At 72.5% G+C, this 17,244-nt stretch carries 21 protein-coding genes and 1 tRNA gene; 19 read left to right on the plus strand and 3 right to left on the minus strand.

The features are described from left to right. Positions 1–63 precede the first annotated feature (63 nt). Positions 64–981, minus strand: coding sequence for a ketopantoate reductase family protein (locus ACZ6Y1_RS07920; RefSeq protein WP_469624697.1), 918 nt, complete (start codon positions 979–981; stop codon positions 64–66). Between the two features lie 314 nt (positions 982–1,295). Here ACZ6Y1_RS07920 and ACZ6Y1_RS07925 point away from each other — a divergent pair, with 314 nt between their 5' ends. From ACZ6Y1_RS07925 to ACZ6Y1_RS07980, 12 genes are all read left to right on the plus strand, one after another. After that, entirely contained in the window at positions 1,296–1,721 is a 426-nt protein-coding gene (locus ACZ6Y1_RS07925; protein ID WP_469624891.1) for an argininosuccinate synthase domain-containing protein, read from the plus strand. Further along, positions 1,645–1,974, plus strand: coding sequence for a hypothetical protein (locus ACZ6Y1_RS07930; protein WP_469624903.1), 330 nt, complete (start codon positions 1,645–1,647; stop codon positions 1,972–1,974). The genes ACZ6Y1_RS07925 and ACZ6Y1_RS07930 overlap by 77 nt, the downstream gene beginning before the upstream one ends. A 349-nt stretch (positions 1,975–2,323) precedes the next feature. Continuing rightward, positions 2,324–4,117 carry a sensor histidine kinase gene (locus ACZ6Y1_RS07935; RefSeq protein WP_469624699.1) on the plus strand — a complete coding sequence of 598 codons (1,794 nt, stop codon included), beginning with the start codon at positions 2,324–2,326 and terminating at the stop codon, positions 4,115–4,117. A gap of 29 nt (positions 4,118–4,146) precedes the next feature. Next, complete coding sequence (locus ACZ6Y1_RS07940) at positions 4,147–4,581, plus strand: roadblock/LC7 domain-containing protein (protein WP_469624893.1); 435 nt, start codon at positions 4,147–4,149, stop codon at positions 4,579–4,581. Next, positions 4,578–5,018: a DUF742 domain-containing protein gene (locus ACZ6Y1_RS07945; RefSeq protein ID WP_469624701.1), complete on the plus strand. Its 441-nt coding sequence runs from the start codon at positions 4,578–4,580 to the stop codon at positions 5,016–5,018. Before ACZ6Y1_RS07940 ends, ACZ6Y1_RS07945 begins: the two co-directional genes overlap by 4 nt. Then, positions 4,996–5,598, plus strand: coding sequence for a GTP-binding protein (locus ACZ6Y1_RS07950; RefSeq protein ID WP_469624703.1), 603 nt, complete (start codon positions 4,996–4,998; stop codon positions 5,596–5,598). Before ACZ6Y1_RS07945 ends, ACZ6Y1_RS07950 begins: the two co-directional genes overlap by 23 nt. Beyond that, a complete protein-coding gene (locus tag ACZ6Y1_RS07955) occupies positions 5,595–6,140 on the plus strand; it encodes a GAF domain-containing protein (protein ID WP_469624705.1) in 546 nt (181 codons plus the stop codon). The genes ACZ6Y1_RS07950 and ACZ6Y1_RS07955 overlap by 4 nt, the downstream gene beginning before the upstream one ends. Before the next feature lie 83 nt (positions 6,141–6,223). Then, positions 6,224–6,589, plus strand: coding sequence for an MmcQ/YjbR family DNA-binding protein (locus tag ACZ6Y1_RS07960; protein ID WP_469624707.1), 366 nt, complete (start codon positions 6,224–6,226; stop codon positions 6,587–6,589). Positions 6,590–6,682: 93 nt separating this feature from the next. After that, positions 6,683–6,759: transfer RNA gene (locus ACZ6Y1_RS07965), tRNA-Pro, on the plus strand. Between the two features lie 349 nt (positions 6,760–7,108). After that, entirely contained in the window at positions 7,109–7,381 is a 273-nt protein-coding gene (locus tag ACZ6Y1_RS07970; RefSeq protein WP_469624711.1) for a hypothetical protein, read from the plus strand. Between the two features lie 55 nt (positions 7,382–7,436). Further along, on the plus strand, positions 7,437–7,712 hold the full coding sequence (locus ACZ6Y1_RS07975; RefSeq protein ID WP_469624713.1) for a hypothetical protein: 276 nt from the start codon (positions 7,437–7,439) through the stop codon (positions 7,710–7,712). A 151-nt stretch (positions 7,713–7,863) separates the two neighbouring features. Further along, a complete protein-coding gene (locus ACZ6Y1_RS07980; RefSeq protein ID WP_469624715.1) occupies positions 7,864–8,070 on the plus strand; it encodes a hypothetical protein in 207 nt (68 codons plus the stop codon). Positions 8,071–8,151: 81 nt separating this feature from the next. Here the strand turns inward: ACZ6Y1_RS07980 and ACZ6Y1_RS07985 are convergent, their stop codons facing one another. Further along, positions 8,152–9,222, minus strand: coding sequence for an NUDIX domain-containing protein (locus ACZ6Y1_RS07985; protein ID WP_469624718.1), 1,071 nt, complete (start codon positions 9,220–9,222; stop codon positions 8,152–8,154). A gap of 151 nt (positions 9,223–9,373) precedes the next feature. Next, positions 9,374–9,997, minus strand: coding sequence for a LysE/ArgO family amino acid transporter (locus ACZ6Y1_RS07990; protein ID WP_469624720.1), 624 nt, complete (start codon positions 9,995–9,997; stop codon positions 9,374–9,376). Between the two features lie 69 nt (positions 9,998–10,066). Here ACZ6Y1_RS07990 and ACZ6Y1_RS07995 point away from each other — a divergent pair, with 69 nt between their 5' ends. The 7 genes from ACZ6Y1_RS07995 (at position 10,067) to ACZ6Y1_RS08025 (ending at position 17,240) form a co-directional block, all read left to right on the plus strand. Then, positions 10,067–10,984, plus strand: a complete 918-nt coding sequence (locus tag ACZ6Y1_RS07995) for a LysR family transcriptional regulator ArgP (protein ID WP_469624896.1) — start codon at positions 10,067–10,069, stop codon at positions 10,982–10,984. Between the two features lie 10 nt (positions 10,985–10,994). Next, a complete protein-coding gene (locus tag ACZ6Y1_RS08000) occupies positions 10,995–11,387 on the plus strand; it encodes a TOBE domain-containing protein (RefSeq protein ID WP_384580467.1) in 393 nt (130 codons plus the stop codon). A gap of 272 nt (positions 11,388–11,659) precedes the next feature. Next, complete coding sequence (gene corA, locus ACZ6Y1_RS08005; RefSeq protein ID WP_469624723.1) at positions 11,660–12,742, plus strand: magnesium/cobalt transporter CorA; 1,083 nt, start codon at positions 11,660–11,662, stop codon at positions 12,740–12,742. Between the two features lie 78 nt (positions 12,743–12,820). Further along, a complete protein-coding gene (locus tag ACZ6Y1_RS08010; RefSeq protein ID WP_469624725.1) occupies positions 12,821–13,423 on the plus strand; it encodes a GNAT family N-acetyltransferase in 603 nt (200 codons plus the stop codon). 70 nt (positions 13,424–13,493) lie between these two features. Then, on the plus strand, positions 13,494–14,336 hold the full coding sequence (locus tag ACZ6Y1_RS08015; RefSeq protein WP_469624727.1) for a chitosanase: 843 nt from the start codon (positions 13,494–13,496) through the stop codon (positions 14,334–14,336). A 125-nt stretch (positions 14,337–14,461) separates the two neighbouring features. Further along, entirely contained in the window at positions 14,462–14,821 is a 360-nt protein-coding gene (locus ACZ6Y1_RS08020; protein WP_469624730.1) for a DUF805 domain-containing protein, read from the plus strand. A gap of 199 nt (positions 14,822–15,020) precedes the next feature. After that, positions 15,021–17,240 (plus strand): NADP-dependent isocitrate dehydrogenase, encoded by a 2,220-nt coding sequence (locus tag ACZ6Y1_RS08025; protein WP_469624731.1) that lies wholly within the window; start codon positions 15,021–15,023, stop codon positions 17,238–17,240. Positions 17,241–17,244: the final 4 nt, after the last annotated feature.

The following is a 17,244-nucleotide window of genomic DNA, read 5'->3' on the forward strand; positions in this document are numbered from 1 at the left end:
CGGCGAGCAACTCCTCGGCGGTACCGACCCGTACGGCGTTCCCCGCGGAGCGCGGCGACGTGCTCAGCCGGTGGTGAGCTCGGACATCAGCCGGGTCGCGATGGGCGCCGGCACGCCGTTCCGCTCGGCCGCTCGCAGGAGGGCCCCTCCGATGGCGTCGAGTTCCAGCGGCCGATCCGCCTCCGCGTCGCGCTGCATGGACGATTTGCTGTGCGCCGGGAACGCGTCGTACAGCGCCAACGCCTTGGCGGGATCGGCCGGTACGCCACAAGCGAGGCTCACGGCGGCGGCCTCCTCGACCAGGGCCACCAGTTCCTCGCGGCGCTCGGTGCGGACTTCGCCGATGGTGAGTCCGTATCGGGTGGTGAGCAGGGCGAAGGGTGCCAGGAAGGCCAGCTTGGTCCAGAGAGCGGTCGCCTCGTCATCGGACACCCGAGTCTTCACACCGGCTTCGGTGAGTACGGCGGCCAACGGGGCGAGGCGCTCCTGCGCTCCGGCCAGGTCGATCTCCGTGAACGGGCTGCCGTGCACGATCACGCCCGGTGCCGTGCGGGTCGACTCCACACGGATCACGCCCGCGGCGACCTGCTGTGCGGCGTAGTGCTCGCGCAACAGGTCTGCGTGCTCAAGCCCGTTGAGCAGGGGAAGGATCAGTGCCTGGCCGGCCGCGCGGGGCGGTATCCGCTCCAGCGCCTCGGCGAGTGCGGTCTGCTTGACCGTGATCAGACACAGGTCGACGGGCTCGCGCAGCTCCGTCTCCGCTTCGACCTGCGCGGTGAAGTCGCCGAACTGCTTGCTCTGTACGCGGATGCCGTCCTGGCGCAGCGCGTTCACGGTGTCCTGTCCCGCGAGGCAGATGACCCGGTGCCCGGCCTTGGAGAGCAGACCTGCCAGCAGGCCGCCCACACCTCCGGGTCCGAGCACCGCGACCGTCCAGGGGCGGGTGGCACCGGTTTCGGTGAGCTGGGATGAAGTGGACACGTGTGGTTCCTCTCGGACAGGGCTCGGGACCATCGAATCATCAACTGCCACCGGGGTACGCGGGAAGATTCATGTGCCATGCCTCACAGAGCACCTGATCGTGCGTTAATCACGTTTCAACCCGGTGGAATTGACAAGATATCAGATGCAGGTGTGTTGATCGTTTGCCAATTGGCCGACCTTGGGTAAACCGGACATGTTTCACGATCGACGCCCTGTGGTGCAGGCCACATTGCATGGGGGTCGCGTCTCGATAGGGTGAAGGCGGTCGTGCTGATCGATCGAATCCCGTGGCCTGCATCGACTTTGCGGAAATGCCCGCAAAAAATGTCCGAAACTCAATTGCACTGAGTGCGCCTCGGCTCCGCGGCGCGGGATTCGCCGACGTCCACGCGGTCGGCGTCGACCTCGCCGAAGCGTGCGGCGCGAAGCTCCACATCCTCGACTGCCAGCCGGAGTTCGCCCGGGACGTCGTATCCCCGGCCATCTCCGCGCAGGCCGTCCACCTGGGACTACATCCCGGCAGCTCCACTCTGAGCCGCCCGCTCATCACCCTTCGTGCCGAAGAGCCGGCCGCGTCGCCCGGTGCGCAGGCGGTGCTCCACGCGGCGACGGCTCCTCGGCTACGAAGGTCTGTACGGAAGCCCGTGCGACCTGGAGCCGGTGGGCCGGGCCGACAAACTGTTCGCGCCGGCCGATTCGGGAATCGACCTGCTCAAGGGCCGGTCGGTCAGCGGTGACTCGAATCCCTGGTGCCGCGAATTCGAATCGGGACTCGCTGTTCCAGTGGAGCGCGGTGAGGAGGGCGTCGAACCCTGCGGCATCTCCGTCGCCATCGGGTCCGGAATTCCGACTGCCATGGGCGGCCGGTGGATAACGCTCGTGGAACTCATCGCCGAACCCAACGAGCGTGTGGGCGCCGCCTGTGGAGGGGGGCGCTGTTCCGGGCCGGAACACCTGGACAACGGTGAGAAGGTTCTGGAACTCCGGTAGATGCCCGCCGCCTGGCTCCTCCTCCGCACCTACCGGCACGTCGAAGCGGCCTTGCCGCGCAGCCGTCCGGCCGGACGTGGCCGAGCGGTGCGCGGCGTCCGCTGTGGCGCACGCCTCCTCTCATCCGCGTGCCGCCGCGGTGAGGCGGTTGCAGGTGGCCGCCTGACGCGGGGCGCCGTCGGGATATTCGGGCTGCCGTACGAGCGCTCCACCGGGAGCGGGAAGCACCCCCGCGAAGTTCCACAACTGGCGCTCGGGGGCGGGACGGTGCGGTCTAGCGTGGGTATCCGGTGATCAACACCGGGCCCCGGGACCGCTGGGGGCCGGGCCCCACGTACCGAGGACGCAGATGTCCGGACTCCGCGCAGCCCGCCACACCCCGTCGAGACATGCCGCCACCGGTCCCGGCCGGCAGATAAGGCCCCAGCTGATCCGCGCCGCCGTGCTGCCCACGCTCGCCGCCGCGCTGAGCGGGGCCGCCGCGGTGATCTTCACGCTGCAGCTCGGCGGGGGAGCGGGGGAGCGGGACGCCCGGCTGTGGCCGGTGCTCACCGGCTGCGCCCTGCTGGTGCTCGGCGCCCTCGCCGCGGCGCTGCTCGGGGCCCAGCGTGCCGCCAAGGCCGTCCGGGACCGGTGCGAGGCGCTGCGCCGGTCCAGCGTGCGCGGCCGCCAGGAGCTGCGCACCACGGCCGAGCGGCTGGAGCGCGGCGAGGGCGCGCCGCGTCCGCTGCGTGGCGGCGGTGGCGGCACGGCCGGTCCTCGCTCCGGCGCGGACCCGGCGGGTATTGACGAGTTCTGGCTGCTCTCCCAGGAGTTGCGCGGGGCGCGGGAGCACGCGCACGCGACCCTCGTCCGCCTGGCGGGACCGGTGGCTCCGTCCGACAGCGACCGCAAGGTCGAGGTCTTCGTCAACCTCGCGCGGCGGCTTCAATCCCTCGTGCACCGGGAGATCTCCCTGCTGGACGACCTCGAGGACACGGTCGAGGACCCGGACCTGCTCAAGGAGCTCTTCCACGTCGACCACCTCGCCACCCGCATCCGCAGGCACGCCGAGAACCTGGCCGTGCTCGGGGGCGCCGCCTCCCGCCGCCAGTGGACACGGCCCATCGACCTGAGCGAGGTGCTGCGCTCCTCCGTCGCGGAGGTCGAGCAGTACACCCGGGTCAAGGTGGTACCCCCGGCCGGCGGCAGCGTGCGCGGCCACGCCGTCGCGGACGTGGTGCACCTGCTGGCCGAACTGGTCGAGAACGCCACGGTGTTCTCCGCGCCGGACACCGATGTGGTGGTGCGTGCGGAGCGGGTCACGGCCGGGATCGCGGTCGAGGTGGAGGACCGCGGACTGGGCATGCCGGCGGAGGAACAGCACCGGATGAACGCGCTGCTGGGCGACCCCGACCAGATCAGCGTCCGGCACCTGCTCGCCGACGGACGCATCGGCCTGTACGTGGTCTCGGCGCTGGCCCGCCGGCACGGCATCGCGGTCGAGCTGAAGTCGAACATCTACGGCGGCGTACTCGCGGTGCTGGTGCTCCCGAAGGAGTTGCTGGGCGCCCCCGACGCGGCCCCGCTTCCCCACCTGGAACCGGCCAGGGTCCCCACCCCGCCGCGGCGCACCGGGTCCGGCCCCTCCGTCTCCGCGCCCTCCGTCTCCGCAGCCCCCGTCGCGGGCCCCGGGCAGACCGCCGCCCCCGATCCGCATCCGCACCCGCATCTGGATCCGCACCCGGCCCCGGTCCGTCTGTCCGCGGACTACCCGGCGCCCGCCCCCGCCCCCACTTCCGCCCCCGCCCCCGCCTCTGTGCCGGGCCCGGTTCCCGGCGGCCTCGACCTGGGTTCCGGTGTCGGCGGGGCCCCGGGGGCCGGTGCCGGGTTCATGGTGCCCTCGCCCCGGGCGGAGGCCCGGGCCGTGCCCACGCCGTTGCCGGTGGGGCGCGCCGGGGCGGCCGGGGAGCCCGTCGCCGACGGGACGGGGCGGCCCGAGCTGCCCCGGCGGCAGGCCCAGCAGCACCTCGCACCGCAGCTCCGCGAGGCCCCCGCGCCCCGGCCGGCGGCCGACGACGCCGAGCGGCCCGTGCACGACCCCGGCCTGATGGCCGCCTTCCAGCGGGGCTTCGGCCTCGCCCAGTCGGAGAACCAGACATGACCCTTCACAGCGGCAAGGAGCACACCCCCATGGGCGGCGAAGTGGCGACCAGGGCCGGCAGCCGGCTCTCGGACCTCGACTGGCTGCTCAGCGGCCTGGTGCAGCGCGTGCCGTACACGCGCAGTGCCGTACTGCTCACCGCCGACGGGCTCGTGACCTGCGTACACGGCCTGGACGCCGACAGTGCCGACCATCTGGCCGCCCTCGCCTCCGGGCTGTACTCGCTCGGCCGGAGCGCCGGCGCCCGCTTCGGGGAGGGCGCGGAGGTGCGGCAGGTCGTGGTCGAGCTCGACACCGCGCTGGTCTTCGTCTCGGCGGCCGGCTCCGGCACCTGCCTGGCCGTGCTCGCCGATCGCGAGGCCGACGCCGGCGTGCTCGGGTACGAGATGGCGATGCTGGTCAAGAGCGTACGACCGTACCTGGCGGCCCCGCCGCGTCGGCCCGCCGCCGACCCGGAGCGATGAGGGCCCGCACGAGGGGGGCGTACGCGCACCGGGACACACCGTGGCTCGACGACACGGCGGGCCGGGTGATGCGCCCGTACACCGCCAGCGGCGGCCGCACCCGGCCGGGCGTCGCCCTCGATCTGCTCTCCCTGGTGACCGCGACCGGCGTACGGCCCCGCGTCCCGCTCGGGGCCGAGCACACCCTCGCACTCCGCACCTGCGCGGGCGCCGGTGCGGGCGCCGTCACGGTCGCAGAGGTGGCCGGGCAGCTGCGGCTGCCCGCCGCCGTGGCCAAGGTGCTGCTGGCCGACCTGGTGGAACACGGGGCCGTCGTGGCGCGGGCACCCCGGTTCCCCGGCACCGGCGGAGCATCCCAAGACCCCTTCGGCGCGTTCGCCGCCGCCGACCAGGACCTGCTCAGGGCGGTGCTCGATGGCCTGCGCGCACGACTGTGACGCCGCGGCCCCGGCGGCCGTCCCCGCGACCCTGAAGATCCTGGTCGCGGGCGGGTTCGGCGCGGGCAAGACCACGTTCGTGCGTGCGGTGAGCGAGATCGAACCGCTGTGCACCGAGGAACTGCTGAGCGACCTCGGCGCGGCCGACGACCCGCTGGACGGCGTCGAGGCCAAGTCCACGACCACCGTCGCGCTCGACTTCGGCCGGATCACCCTGGACGACCGGCACGTCCTCTACCTCTTCGGCACGCCCGGCCAGCACCGCTTCTGGTTCCTGTGGGAGGAGCTGTGCGCGGGCGCGCTCGGGGCGGTGGTCCTCGCGGACACCCGCCGGCTCGCCGACTGCTTCCCCGCCGTGGACTTCTTCGAGCGGCGCGGGATCGCCTTCGTCCTCGCCGTCAACGAGTTCGACGGGGGCCACCGCTACACGCCCGACGAGGTGCGCGAAGCGGTGGGACTCGGGCCCGGGGTGCCCGTCGTACGGTGCGACGCGCGCCTGACCGCTTCCGGGACGGGCGCGCTCGCCGCCCTCGTCCGCCATCTGCTGTGCCTGTCCGACGAGCCGGGGGGACCGCCATGACGTACTACGAATCGACCGGACACCTGCTGCTGACGCCCGTGGACCGGGAGGCGCCCGACCGCGTCGTCCGGCTGCGCGAGCTGGGCCTGGGGGAGCGTACGGACACCGAACTGGACGCCTTCGCGCGCCGCGTGGCCGACACGCTCGAAGCGCCGTACGCGGGGGTCAACTTCATCGGCGAGGAACGGCAGTTCTTCGCCGGCCTGCACCACGCGGCCGGTGCCCCGGCGAGCGGCTACCCGGCACGGGTCCTGCCCCGCGACCACGGCTACTGCCCGCACGTGGTCGTACGCCGCCGGGCTCTGGTGCTGGAGGACGTACGGGACTTCGCCCGCTTCGCGGGCAACGCCGTCGTGGACGGGAGCGGGGTGCGCTCGTACGCGGGCGCACCGCTGACGGACCGGCGCGGGATCGTCCTGGGCACGGTGTGCGCGGTGGACGTGATCCCGCGGCGGTGGGGCACGGAGGGGCTGGCCACGGCGAAGGCCCTCGCAGCCGAGCTGATGGAACTGCTGCACGAGAGGGAGGACCGGGGCGCGTGAGCCTGGTGCGGGCCGCGACTGTCAGTGGCCGGCCGTACGGTCGTGGGACGAGGTTTCACCGGTGGCTGAGAGGAGCCGCGACGATGGCCACAACCGCGCGGGACGTCCGCGTGATCGCGCTGTCGCTCCCGGACAGCACCGAGAAGCTCGCCTGGGGCATGCTGACCTTCCGGGTCGGCGGGAAGATCTTCGTGTCGCTGGCCGACGACGACACGGCGATCGGGGTGAAGTGCCCGAAGGAGGACCGGGCCAAGCTGATCGCCGCGGAGCCGGAGAAGTTCTTCGTGCGCGAGGGCCACGACGACAACTACTCCTGGCTGCGCGTCCGGCTCTCGGCGGTCCAGGACGTGGCGGAGCTGCGGACCATCCTGACCGACTCCTGGCTCCAGGCGGCCCCGAAACGGCTGGCCGCCGCCCACCCGGAACTGACCGCCGAAGACGCCTCCTGACCGGGCGGCCGAAAGGCGCGCGCGACGACCCTGTGAAGTGCGGTATTGTTCTCCTGCGCCTGCAACCGGGGGAAACCCCAGGTCAGCGGGCATCGGGACGTGGCGCAGCTTGGTAGCGCACTTGACTGGGGGTCAAGGGGTCGCAGGTTCAAATCCTGTCGTCCCGACCACGCGGAAACGCAGGTCGGAGGCCGTTCTCTCACTCGTGGGAGGGCGGCCTTCCGTGCGTCCGGACCGGGACGGGCCGTGCCCCGCGTCCGTGCCGTCACCCGGCGCGACCGTCTCCCGGTGACCAGGACGGGCGGGGGAGAGGGTGCGACCCTGGACTGAGGGCCCGTGAGTGGAGGTCCGGGTGCGTCCCACCCGGGCCGCGGCATCTCTGCCGGCCCGGTTACCGCCTGAACCTGCGGACCAGGGGCACGGGCACCCACTCCACGGGCGTCGCCAGGAGGCGTTGCCGCGCGGATCCGGCCCGCCGGGCCAGGAGCGCGCGACCGACCCGGAAGGCAGGTACGTCCCATGCGCACGTCCACCCGTATCGCAGGTGTCCTCACCGGCCTGACCCTCGCCCTCGGCGGCGCGGCCCTCATCGCGCCGGCCGCCCACGCGGACGTCACGGCCTGCATCAACCAGGTCGAGCGCGAACTGCGGGGCGGTGAGGCCCCGGACTACGTCCGCATGGCGTGCTATGTCGGCCTGACCGGAGACGACGCGCAGTGCGTGGCCGGCCTGACCGGTGGTGGTGTGACCAATGGGACGGCCGTGAGCGCCTGCCGGGTGGCCCCCGACTGACAGCCGGCGAGTCCCGTTCCCTGACCGAGCGAACGTCTGGAGAGCAGGTGTCCCCATGCGTAGTCCGATCCGTACGGCCGGTGTCCTCGGCGCGCTGGCCCTCACCCTCGGTGGCGCGGTCATCGCCGCCCCCACGGTCCGGGCGGACATCCCCGCCTGCACGCAGATGGCCACGCAGGCCGGTGCCACCGACCCCGATGCCGTCTCGGCCGCCTGCAGCCGGGGCGTGGTCGGAGACCTGCAGAGCTGTGTGAGCGGGCTGTCCGCGGCCGGAGTGGCGGGCGGCGCCGCGACCGCCGCCTGCCGCGCGGCGGCCTACGAACCGCGCTAGGGGGTGTTGCGAAAGTCCCGCACGTGCCGTGACCGGAACCAGGTCGGCAGGCGGGCGCCGCGCGGAGCGCCCATGCTGGGAACGAGGGCGCCGTCGTCCTGAGACTTGCCCTTCCCGAGGGCCGAACGAAGGCGCCCGGGAGGAGGAGGTCATGCGCATCCGAAGAATCCTCGGTCTCGCCCTGGCCACGGCGACCCTGGCCGGCATCAGCGCCGTCGGCGCGGTCAGCGCCCAGGCCGCCTCGTCCCCGAACATCAGCAGGGACGACTGCACGGCCGCCGGCGGACAGATCGTGGCACGTCCTTACGCCGGCTACGTCTGCACGCTGCCCGACGGGACCTCGCCGCCGGTCACTTGACGGACGGGGGCGACAACCCGTACCCGGCGGGGCACGGTGTATGCCAGGGCTGGTCAGTGATGGAGACGGCAGGCGCGGAGTTCAGTCCGCCGGACGGCCCGCGTGGAGTTCCAACGGGCCCGTGCGGGTGGTGCGGGCCGTGAGGGAGGCTTCGATCTGGCGGCGCAGGGCGCCCTTGACCAGGGAGCGGAGTTCCGTCCGGGGGACCGTGCGCCATGCCAGGAGTTCGACCGGGTCCAGGCGGATGCGGGCGAGGGCCGGGGCGTCGAGGACGCCGCCGTCGTAGAGGAAGCGGACGCGGGCCGGGCGGCCCGGTTTGTGGGACCAGTTCACGGCGAGGAGGCGGCCCGGCGGGAGGTCGAGGCCCAGTTCCTCCCGGACCTCCCGGCGGGCGGCGGCGCGGGGGGTTTCGCCCAGGTCGCTGTCGATGCCGCCGCCGGGGAGGTGCCAGCGGAGGGTGCTGCCGTACGCGGGGCGGACCAGCAGGATCCGGTCCTCGGCGTCGGTGAAGAGCACGCTCGCCGCCGTCAGGGCCTTGGGGCGGTTGGCCCGGTGGCTCGCGGCGTCCAGGGCGCCCGCGTGGCCCAGCGCGGCCCGGCGGGCCGGGTCCAGACCGGCCGGGGAGCCGGGCTGGGGCACGCCGTCCACCAGGTGGGCGAAGGAGCCGGAGTGCAGGGCGGCCAGGCCGGCGCGCAGCCGGGGCGCCACCCGGGCCGGCAGGGCCTCGTACGCCTCATCGGGCGGAAGCCAGCGGGCCTCGGTGATCTCGCCGTCGGGGAAGGAGAACCCCGCGGCCTGCTCGGCCGTCAGCGGTCCGACGAGGTGCACGTGGACGATGAGGGAGCGGCCGAGCGCCCCGGGCGGCCGGGAGTCCACGGCGAGCAGCCGGCCGACGGGCACGCGGAGGTCCAGCTCCTCCTCCAGCTCGCGCGCCAGGCCCTGTTCCGGGGTCTCGGTGTCCTCGACGGTGCCGCCGGGGAGTTCGAGCTCGGGCTTGTAGGAGGTGGTCAGTACGAGGACCCGCCCCCGGGTGTCGAGGACGATCCCGGTGGCGGCCACGAGCGGGGCCGGCTGGGCGGCGTAGTACGCGCGGACCTCGTCGGGGGAGGGGCGGTCGGGCACGGCGGGCTCCAGCTCCACGGGGTCGGTCACCCGCACTATGCCACGCGCGGTGCCGGGGGCCGGCGGGCCCGCGCCGGACGCCGCGCGGGTGTCACGGGCGCGTCGGGCGGAGGCCGGGCCGGACGCCACGTGGGTGTACACGGGCGCGTCGGGCGGAGGCCGGCCGGGCGCCGCGCGGGCCTCAGGCGCGGGCCAGGAGCAGGCCGCCCATGGTGACCATCGTCGCGGCGACCAGGCCGTCCAGGACCCGCCACGCCGACGGGCGGGAGAGCAGGCCGCTCAGCAGCCGGGCCCCGTAGCCCAGGGTGGAGAACCAGGTCAGGCTGGCCAGGCCCGCCCCGATGCCGAAGGCCCAGCGCAGGTCGCCGCGGTCGGCGGCGAGGGAACCGAGCAGCAGCACGGTGTCCAGGTAGACGTGCGGGTTGAGCCAGGTCATGGCGAGGCAGGTCAGTACGGCGGCCCGGCGGCCGGAAGCGGTGCCGCCCTCCGTGGTGAGCCCGGCGCCCGGTGCGGGGCGCAGCACGCGGCGGACCGCGAGGACCCCGTAGCAGATCAGGAACCCGCCGCCGGCGATCCCGACGGCGGTCAGGGCGGCCGGCCAGGCGGTGACGAAGGCGCCGACCCCGGCGACGCCGAGGGCGATGAGGACCGCGTCGGACACGGCGCAGATGGCGACCACGGCGAGGACCGCGTGCCGGCGCGCCCCCTGGCGGAGGACGAAGGCGTTCTGGGCGCCGATGGCGACGATGAGGGAGAGGCCGGTGCCGAAACCGGCGAGGGCCGCCGTGATGATGCCGTGTGTCATGACCTTGACGGTAGGCAGCGGGCCCCATTCAGTACAGCTAAAGATTTTTACGTACCATTAGCGCTCGTGATGGAAGAGCTTCCCCTGGACCAGGTACGGACCCTGCTCGCCGTGGTGGACGAGGGCACCTTCGACGCCGCGGCGGCCGCCCTGCACGTGACGCCCTCGGCGGTCAGCCAGCGGGTCAAGGCCCTGGAGCAGCGGACCGGGCGGGTGCTGCTCATGCGTACGAAGCCGGTGCGGGCGACCGCGTCCGGGGAGGTGGTGGTGCGCTTCGCCCGCCAGCTGGCCCGCCTGGAGCGCGACGCCCGGGCCGAGCTGGGCATGGCCGACGGGTCGGGCCCGGTGCGGCTGCCGATCGCGGTGAACGCGGACTCGCTGGCGACCTGGTTCCTGCCGGCGCTGACGCGGCTGCCGCAGGACCCGCCGGTCTGCGTCGAGCTGCACCGCGAGGACGAGGCGCACACGACGGAACTGCTGCGGGAGGGGCAGGTCATGGCCGCCGTGACCTCCTCGCCCGACCCGGTCGCGGGGTGCGCCTCGCGGCTGCTGGGACTGGCGCGGTACCTGCCGGTGGCGAGCCCGGGCTTCGCGGCCCGGTACCTGACGGGGGCGCCGGAGCGGGACCTGCCGATGGCGCCGACCATCGTGTTCGACCGCAAGGACGAACTCCAGGACGTGTTCGTGCGGGAGCTGACGGGCGACCCGGGAGCCGGCGCGGGGGCGTTGCGGCACTACATCCCGACGTCGGAGGGGTTCCGCGACGCGGTGGTCGCCGGGCTCGGCTGGGGGCTCGTGCCGGAACAGCAGTCGGGGCCGCTGGTGCGGGAGGGGGAGCTGGTGCTGGTGGCACCACGCCGGCCGTTGGACGTACCGCTGTACTGGCAGCAGTGGAAGCTGGACTCGCCGGCGCTGTCGGCGGTCGCCGAGGTGGTCGCGGCCGCGGCCCGCGAGGCCCTGCGACGCCCGCCCGCCGGCGGATCGTAGGCTGCGGGTCATGGAGTCCTACACGATCGGTCAGGCGGCACGGCTGCTTGGCGTCAGCGTCGACACGGCGCGGCGCTGGGCGGACGCGGAACGGTTCCCCACCCGCAGGGAAGGCACCCGGCGGATGGTGGACGGGCCGGACCTGGCCGCCTTCTGCGTGGAGGCCGCGCAGGAGGGCGCCGACGGTGAGGAGGCCCCGTACTCCTCGGTGCGCAACTCCTTCCCCGGGATCGTCACCGGCGTGAAGCTGGGGTCGGTCACCGCGCAGGTGGAGATCCAGGCGGGCCCGCACCGCATCGTGTCGCTGCTGACGCGGGAGGCGGTGGAGGAACTCGGCCTGGAGGTGGGCGCACGGGCCACGGCGCGGGTGAAGTCGACGAGCGTGTTCGTCGACCGCACCTGACCGGCGGGCTGCGCCGCCCTCCGGCGAACGAAGACCCGCCCCCCCTGGCTGTGCCCCCCGGCATGCGGCGCGCCGCCCCCCGGCAACGCCGGCCGTGCGGGGCTGCCGTACCCCGGCCGCTCCGGCGTGTGGGCCCCCGCCGTGCCGTGGTCCGGTGCCGCGGCCCGGTGCCCGGGGTTGTGTACCGGCCGGGCGGTGGTCCGGGCCTAAGGGCGTGTGGCGGCGGTGGCAGACTGGCCGCTGATCCGCCGAAGGGGAGTACGCCGTTGTCCATGTTCAGCAACCTGCGCAGGGCGGTCCGCCGCGGATACCGGCGGGCCGTCGACCTCAGCCACCCCGCCCGCTCCCCGCTCGGCAGCGCGGTGGTCAACTGCGTGGTCTACCAGGACGGCGTACGGCAGGACGGCTGCGCGGAGGCCGAGGAGGCGCTGCGCCGGGTCCGCAAGACGGGCGAGGGCTTCGTCTGGATCGGCCTGCACGAGCCCTCGCAGGAGGAATTCGCCGGGCTCGCCCAGCTCTTCGGCCTGCACCCGCTCGCCGTCGCGGACGCGGTCAACGCCCACCAGCGCCCCAAGATCGAGCGCTACGACGACACGCTCTTCGCCGTCTTCAAGACCGTGCGGTACGTCGAGCACGAGGAACTCACCGCGACCAGCGAGGTGGTGGAGACCGGCGAGCTGATGGCCTTCACCGGCCAGGACTTCGTCATCACCATCCGGCACGGTGGCCGCGGCACCCTCGGTCCGGTCCGCGAGGCCCTGGAGGCCGACCCGGAGCAGCTGGCCAAGGGCCCGGCGACGGTCCTGCACGCCATGGCCGACCACGTGGTGGACGACTACGTGGCCGTCACGGACGCCGTCCAGAACGACATCGACGCCGTGGAGACCGCGGTGTTCAGCGAGCACGGCGGCCGCGGCGACGCCGGCCGCATCTACCAGCTCAAGCGCGAACTCCTGGAGCTGCGGCGGGCGGTGGGCCCGCTGAGCCGGCCGCTCCACCAGCTGGCCACGCAGCCGATACCGGTCATCCCGCCGGAGGTCCGCGCCTACTTCCGGGACGTCGCCGACCACCTGACCCGGGCCACCGAGCAGATCGGCGCCTACGACAACCTGCTCGACTCCATCCTCCAGGCGCACCTCGCCCAGGTGACCGTCGCCCAGAACGAGGACATGCGCAAGATCACCGCTTGGGCGGCGATCGTCGCCGTCCCGACGATGGTCTGCGGGGTCTACGGCATGAACTTCGACCACATGCCCGAACTGCACTGGACCTACGGCTACCCGGCCGTCATCGGCGTCATGGCGGTGGCCTGCCTCGTCATCCACCGGGGCTTCCGCCGCAACGGCTGGCTCTGAATCCGGATGAGCCCGGGCCGGGCCGCCGGTTAGGGTCCGGCCTGTCACTGATGGTCACGGAGAACAGGCAGGTCGGACATGCGGCACACATCGGGGGAGACCCACGGCGGCGCGCTGGCGGGTGAGCGCGTACGGCTGGAGCCGCTCGCGCACCGCCACCACGACGGCCTGTGCGAGGCGATCCGGGACGGGAAGCTCTGGGAGCTCCCGGTGACGGTCGTGCCGCACCCGGACGAGGTGGCCGGCTTCATCGACGACGCGCTCGCGGCGCGCGAGGCGGGCACCCAGCTCCCGTACGCGACGGTCGACCTCGCCACGGGCCGGATCGCCGGGTCCACCCGGCTCATGGTGATCAACACCCAGTTCCGGCGACTGGAGATCGGCTTCACCTTCCTCGGCGCGTCCTGGCAGGGCACGGGGATCAACACCGAGGCCAAACTGCTCATGCTCACCCACGCCTTCGAGGCGATGGGCATGAACCGGGTCGAGATCCTCACCGACGTGCGCAACGGCCGTTCCAGGGCCGCGATCGAGCGGCTCGGCGCCACGCACGAAGGGGTGCTGCGCCACCACATGCCGATGCGGGACGGCTGGATCCGCGACACCGCCGTCTACAGCGTCATCCGCCCCGAATGGCCGGAGGTGAAGCGGGCGCTCGCCGCCCGCGTGCAAGGGTCTTGAGAAGCCGAGAAGGCTGGTAGTAAAGTTTCCTAACCAAACCGGGAAGCCTCAACTACCCCACGGAGGCCTTGTGTTCACCCCCCACCGCAAGACGCTGGTGGTCGGCGCACTGCTCGGCAGTGCGCTGATCGCCTTACCGGTCACCGCCCACGCCACCGCCCCGGCCGCCCCCGCGGCAACCCTCGCGGCCCCCGCCGCGGCGGCGACCGGGCTCGACGATCCGGCGAAGAAGGAGATCGCCATGAAGATCGTCTCCAGCGCGGAGAACTCCTCGCTGGACTGGAGGGCGCAGTACAAGTACATAGAGGACATAGACGACGGCCGCGGCTACACGGCGGGAATCATCGGATTCTGTTCCGGCACCGGCGACATGCTCGACCTCGTCGAGTACTACACCCAGGTCAAGCCGGACAACGTCCTCGCCAAGTACCTGCCCGCGCTGCGCAGGGTCGACGGCTCCGACTCGCACGCCGGTCTCGACCCGAACTTCACCAGGGACTGGGCCAGGGCCGCCCAGGACACCGAGTTCAAGAAGGCCCAGGACCACGAGCGCGACCGGGTCTACTTCAACCCGGCCGTCAAGCAGGGCAAGGCCGACGGGGTCGGTGTGCTCGGGCAGTTCATCTACTACGACGCCATCGTGATGCACGGCGACGGCGGCGACTCCACCAGCTTCCGCAACATCCGCAAGCGCGCCCTGGCCAAGGCCAAGCCCCCGTCGCAGGGCGGCGACGAGACCAAGTACCTGAACGCCTTCCTCGACGCCCGGGTCTGGGCGATGAAGCAGGAGGAGGCGCACAGCGACACCAGCCGCGTCGACACCGCCCAGCGGGTCTTCCTCAAGAAGGGCAACCTCAACCTCAACACCCCCCTCGACTGGAAGGTCTACGGAGACTCCTTCCACATCGGCTGACGTGCGCGGGGCCGGTCCCCCCGGGCGCCGTCGGCAGAACCTTGACCCGCGAGTAACAGAGGCATAGGTTCGGCCCGGCTTGCTCCAGAAGGACGGGCCCGACATCCGTCCTCCGGGGGGACCGCATGCGCTACTACACCGACGTCCTGAAGAAGTACGTGGTCTTCTCCGGCCGCGCGCGCCGGCAGGAGGTCTGGATGTTCATCCTGTGCAACTGGCTCGTCGAGGCCGTCGTCCTGACCGTTGACCTGCTGGTCGGGGCGCACTTCATCCTCTACGGGGTCTACACCCTGGCGATCCTCCTGCCGGTCGTCTCCCTGGCCGTTCGCCGTCTGCACGACCTCGGCAGGTCCGGCTGGTGGTACCTGATCAACTTCATCCCGGTCATCGGCTGGATCTGGATGATCGTCCTCATGGCCACCGAGGGCGAGCGCACCACGAACGCGTACGGTCCGAGCCCCAAGGCGGCCTACGCGCACCTGTAGCCTCCCCGCACCCGTGCGCGCGTACCCGAGCGCCGCCTCCGACGGAACCCGTCGGAGGCGGCGCTCCCGCGTGACATGTGCGACACGCCCCGGCCGGACCTCGGAGGCGGGGGGCTGTCCTGAGCGGCCCGATCACGAGATATCTTGATGTCGAGCAATGTTGCAGACGAGAGACGCAGACTGTGGAGCGGAGCAACCGGTGACTGACTCGACCATCATCTACACGCACACTGACGAGGCCCCGGCCCTCGCGACGTATTCCTTCCTGCCTGTGATCCAGGCCTACGCGTCGACTGCCGGTGTGAATGTCGAGACCCGTGACATCTCCCTGGCCGGTCGCATCATCGCGAGCTTCCCCGAGCACCTCGAGGAGGGCCAGCGCATCGCCGACGCCCTCGCCGAGCTCGGCGAGCTGGCGAAGACGCCGGAAGCCAACATCATCAAGCTGCCCAACGTCTCGGCCTCGATCCCGCAGCTGAAGGCCGCGGTCGCCGAGCTCCAGGGCCAGGGCTACGCCCTCCCGGACTACCCGGACGACCCGAAGTCGGACGAGGAGCGCGAGATCCGCGCCCGCTACGACAAGATCAAGGGCAGCGCCGTCAACCCGGTCCTGCGCGAGGGCAACTCCGACCGCCGCGCCCCCGCATCGGTCAAGAACTACGCCAAGACCCACCCGCACCGCATGGGCGCCTGGAGCCCCGAGTCCAAGACGAACGTCGCCACGATGGGGCAGAACGACTTCCGCTCCACCGAGAAGTCCGCCGTCATCACGGAGGCCGGCACCCTGCGCATCGAGCACGTGGACGCCGACGGCGCCACCACCGTGCTGCGCGAGTCCGTACCGGTCCTCGTCGGCGAGGTCGTGGACGCGTCCGTCATGCACGTCGACGCGCTGCGCACCTTCCTCAACGACCAGATCGAGCGTGCCAAGGCCGAGGGCGTCCTGTTCTCCGTGCACCTCAAGGCCACGATGATGAAGGTCTCCGACCCGATCGTCTTCGGCCACGTGGTCCGCGCCTTCCTCCCGAAGACCTTCGCCCGCTACGGCGAGACCCTCGCCGCCGCCGGCCTGTCGCCCAACGACGGCCTGGGCACCATCCTGAACGGCCTGGGCGCCCTGCCCGAGGGCGACGCGATCAAGGCCTCCATCGACGCCGAGATCGCCGAGGGCCCGGCCCTCGCGATGGTCGACTCCGACAAGGGCATCACCAACCTGCACGTGCCGTCCGACGTCATCGTCGACGCCTCGATGCCGGCCATGATCCGTACCTCCGGCCACATGTGGGGCCCGGACGGCAACGAGGCCGACACCCTCGCGGTCCTCCCGGACAGCAGCTACGCGGGCGTCTACCAGGCCGTCATCGAGGACTGCCGCGCACACGGCGCGTTCGACCCGTCCACCATGGGCTCGGTGCCGAACGTCGGCCTGATGGCCCAGAAGGCCGAGGAGTACGGCAGCCACGACAAGACCTTCGAGGTCGCCGCCGCGGGCACCGTCCGCGTCGTCGACGCCGCGGGCAACGTGGTCATCGAGCAGGAGGTCGCCGCCGGCGACATCTTCCGCGCCTGCCAGACCAAGGACCTGCCGATCCAGGACTGGGTCAAGCTCGCCGTCACCCGCGCCCGCGCCACCGGCGTCCCGGCCGTCTTCTGGCTCGACGAGACCCGCGCCCACGACGCGCAGCTCATCGCCAAGGTCAAGACGTACCTGGCCGGCCACGACACCGAGGGCCTGGACATCCGGATCCTCGCCCCGGAGGAGGCCACCAAGTTCTCCCTGGAGCGCATCCGCCGCGGCGAGGACACCATCTCGGTGACCGGCAACGTGCTGCGCGACTACCTGACCGACCTCTTCCCGATCCTGGAGCTGGGCACCAGCGCCAAGATGCTGTCGGTCGTCCCGCTGATGGCGGGCGGCGGCCTCTTCGAGACCGGCGCCGGCGGCTCCGCCCCGAAGCACGTCCAGCAGCTGGTCAAGGAGAACTACCTGCGCTGGGACAGCCTCGGCGAGTTCTTCGCCCTGGCCGCGAGCTTCGAGCACCTCGCCACCACCACCGGCAACGCCCGCGCCCAGGTGCTGGCCGACACCCTGGACCGCGCGACCGGCACCTTCCTCAACGAGGACAAGTCGCCGAGCCGCAAGCTGGGCGGCATCGACAACCGCGGCAGCCACTTCTACCTGGCGCTGTACTGGGCCCAGGAGCTGTCCCGGCAGATCGACGACCCGAAGCTGGCCGCGGCCTTCGAGCCGCTCGCCAAGACCCTGTCCGAGCAGGAGCAGGCCATCGTCGCCGAGCTCATCGCGGTGCAGGGCTCCCCGGCGGACATCGGCGGCTACTACCAGCCCGACCCCGCCAAGGCCGCGGCGATCATGCGTCCGTCCGCGACCTTCAACGAGGCGCTGGCCCTGCTGGGCTGAGCCG

It is taken from the genome of Streptomyces sp. NPDC053432 (genome assembly GCF_055585365.1).

Bases quoted from the DNA above. Each gene is read 5' to 3' on its own strand.
- ACZ6Y1_RS07925 (WP_469624891.1), top strand. From the start codon at position 1,296: ATGCCCGCAAAAAATGTCCGAAACTCAATTGCACTGAGTGCGCCTCGG.
- ACZ6Y1_RS07935 (WP_469624699.1), top strand. From the start codon at position 2,324: ATGTCCGGACTCCGCGCAGCCCGCCACACCCCGTCGAGACATGCCGCC.
- ACZ6Y1_RS07940 (WP_469624893.1), top strand. From the start codon at position 4,147: ATGGGCGGCGAAGTGGCGACCAGGGCCGGCAGCCGGCTCTCGGACCTC.
- ACZ6Y1_RS07945 (WP_469624701.1), top strand. From the start codon at position 4,578: ATGAGGGCCCGCACGAGGGGGGCGTACGCGCACCGGGACACACCGTGG.
- ACZ6Y1_RS07950 (WP_469624703.1), top strand. From the start codon at position 4,996: ATGGCCTGCGCGCACGACTGTGACGCCGCGGCCCCGGCGGCCGTCCCC.
- ACZ6Y1_RS07955 (WP_469624705.1), top strand. From the start codon at position 5,595: ATGACGTACTACGAATCGACCGGACACCTGCTGCTGACGCCCGTGGAC.
- ACZ6Y1_RS07960 (WP_469624707.1), top strand. From the start codon at position 6,224: ATGGCCACAACCGCGCGGGACGTCCGCGTGATCGCGCTGTCGCTCCCG.
- ACZ6Y1_RS07970 (WP_469624711.1), top strand. From the start codon at position 7,109: ATGCGCACGTCCACCCGTATCGCAGGTGTCCTCACCGGCCTGACCCTC.
- ACZ6Y1_RS07975 (WP_469624713.1), top strand. From the start codon at position 7,437: ATGCGTAGTCCGATCCGTACGGCCGGTGTCCTCGGCGCGCTGGCCCTC.
- ACZ6Y1_RS07980 (WP_469624715.1), top strand. From the start codon at position 7,864: ATGCGCATCCGAAGAATCCTCGGTCTCGCCCTGGCCACGGCGACCCTG.
- ACZ6Y1_RS07990 (WP_469624720.1), bottom strand. From the start codon at position 9,997: ATGACACACGGCATCATCACGGCGGCCCTCGCCGGTTTCGGCACCGGC.
- ACZ6Y1_RS07995 (WP_469624896.1), top strand. From the start codon at position 10,067: ATGGAAGAGCTTCCCCTGGACCAGGTACGGACCCTGCTCGCCGTGGTG.
- ACZ6Y1_RS08000 (WP_384580467.1), top strand. From the start codon at position 10,995: ATGGAGTCCTACACGATCGGTCAGGCGGCACGGCTGCTTGGCGTCAGC.
- corA (WP_469624723.1), top strand. From the start codon at position 11,660: ATGTTCAGCAACCTGCGCAGGGCGGTCCGCCGCGGATACCGGCGGGCC.
- ACZ6Y1_RS08010 (WP_469624725.1), top strand. From the start codon at position 12,821: ATGCGGCACACATCGGGGGAGACCCACGGCGGCGCGCTGGCGGGTGAG.
- ACZ6Y1_RS08020 (WP_469624730.1), top strand. From the start codon at position 14,462: ATGCGCTACTACACCGACGTCCTGAAGAAGTACGTGGTCTTCTCCGGC.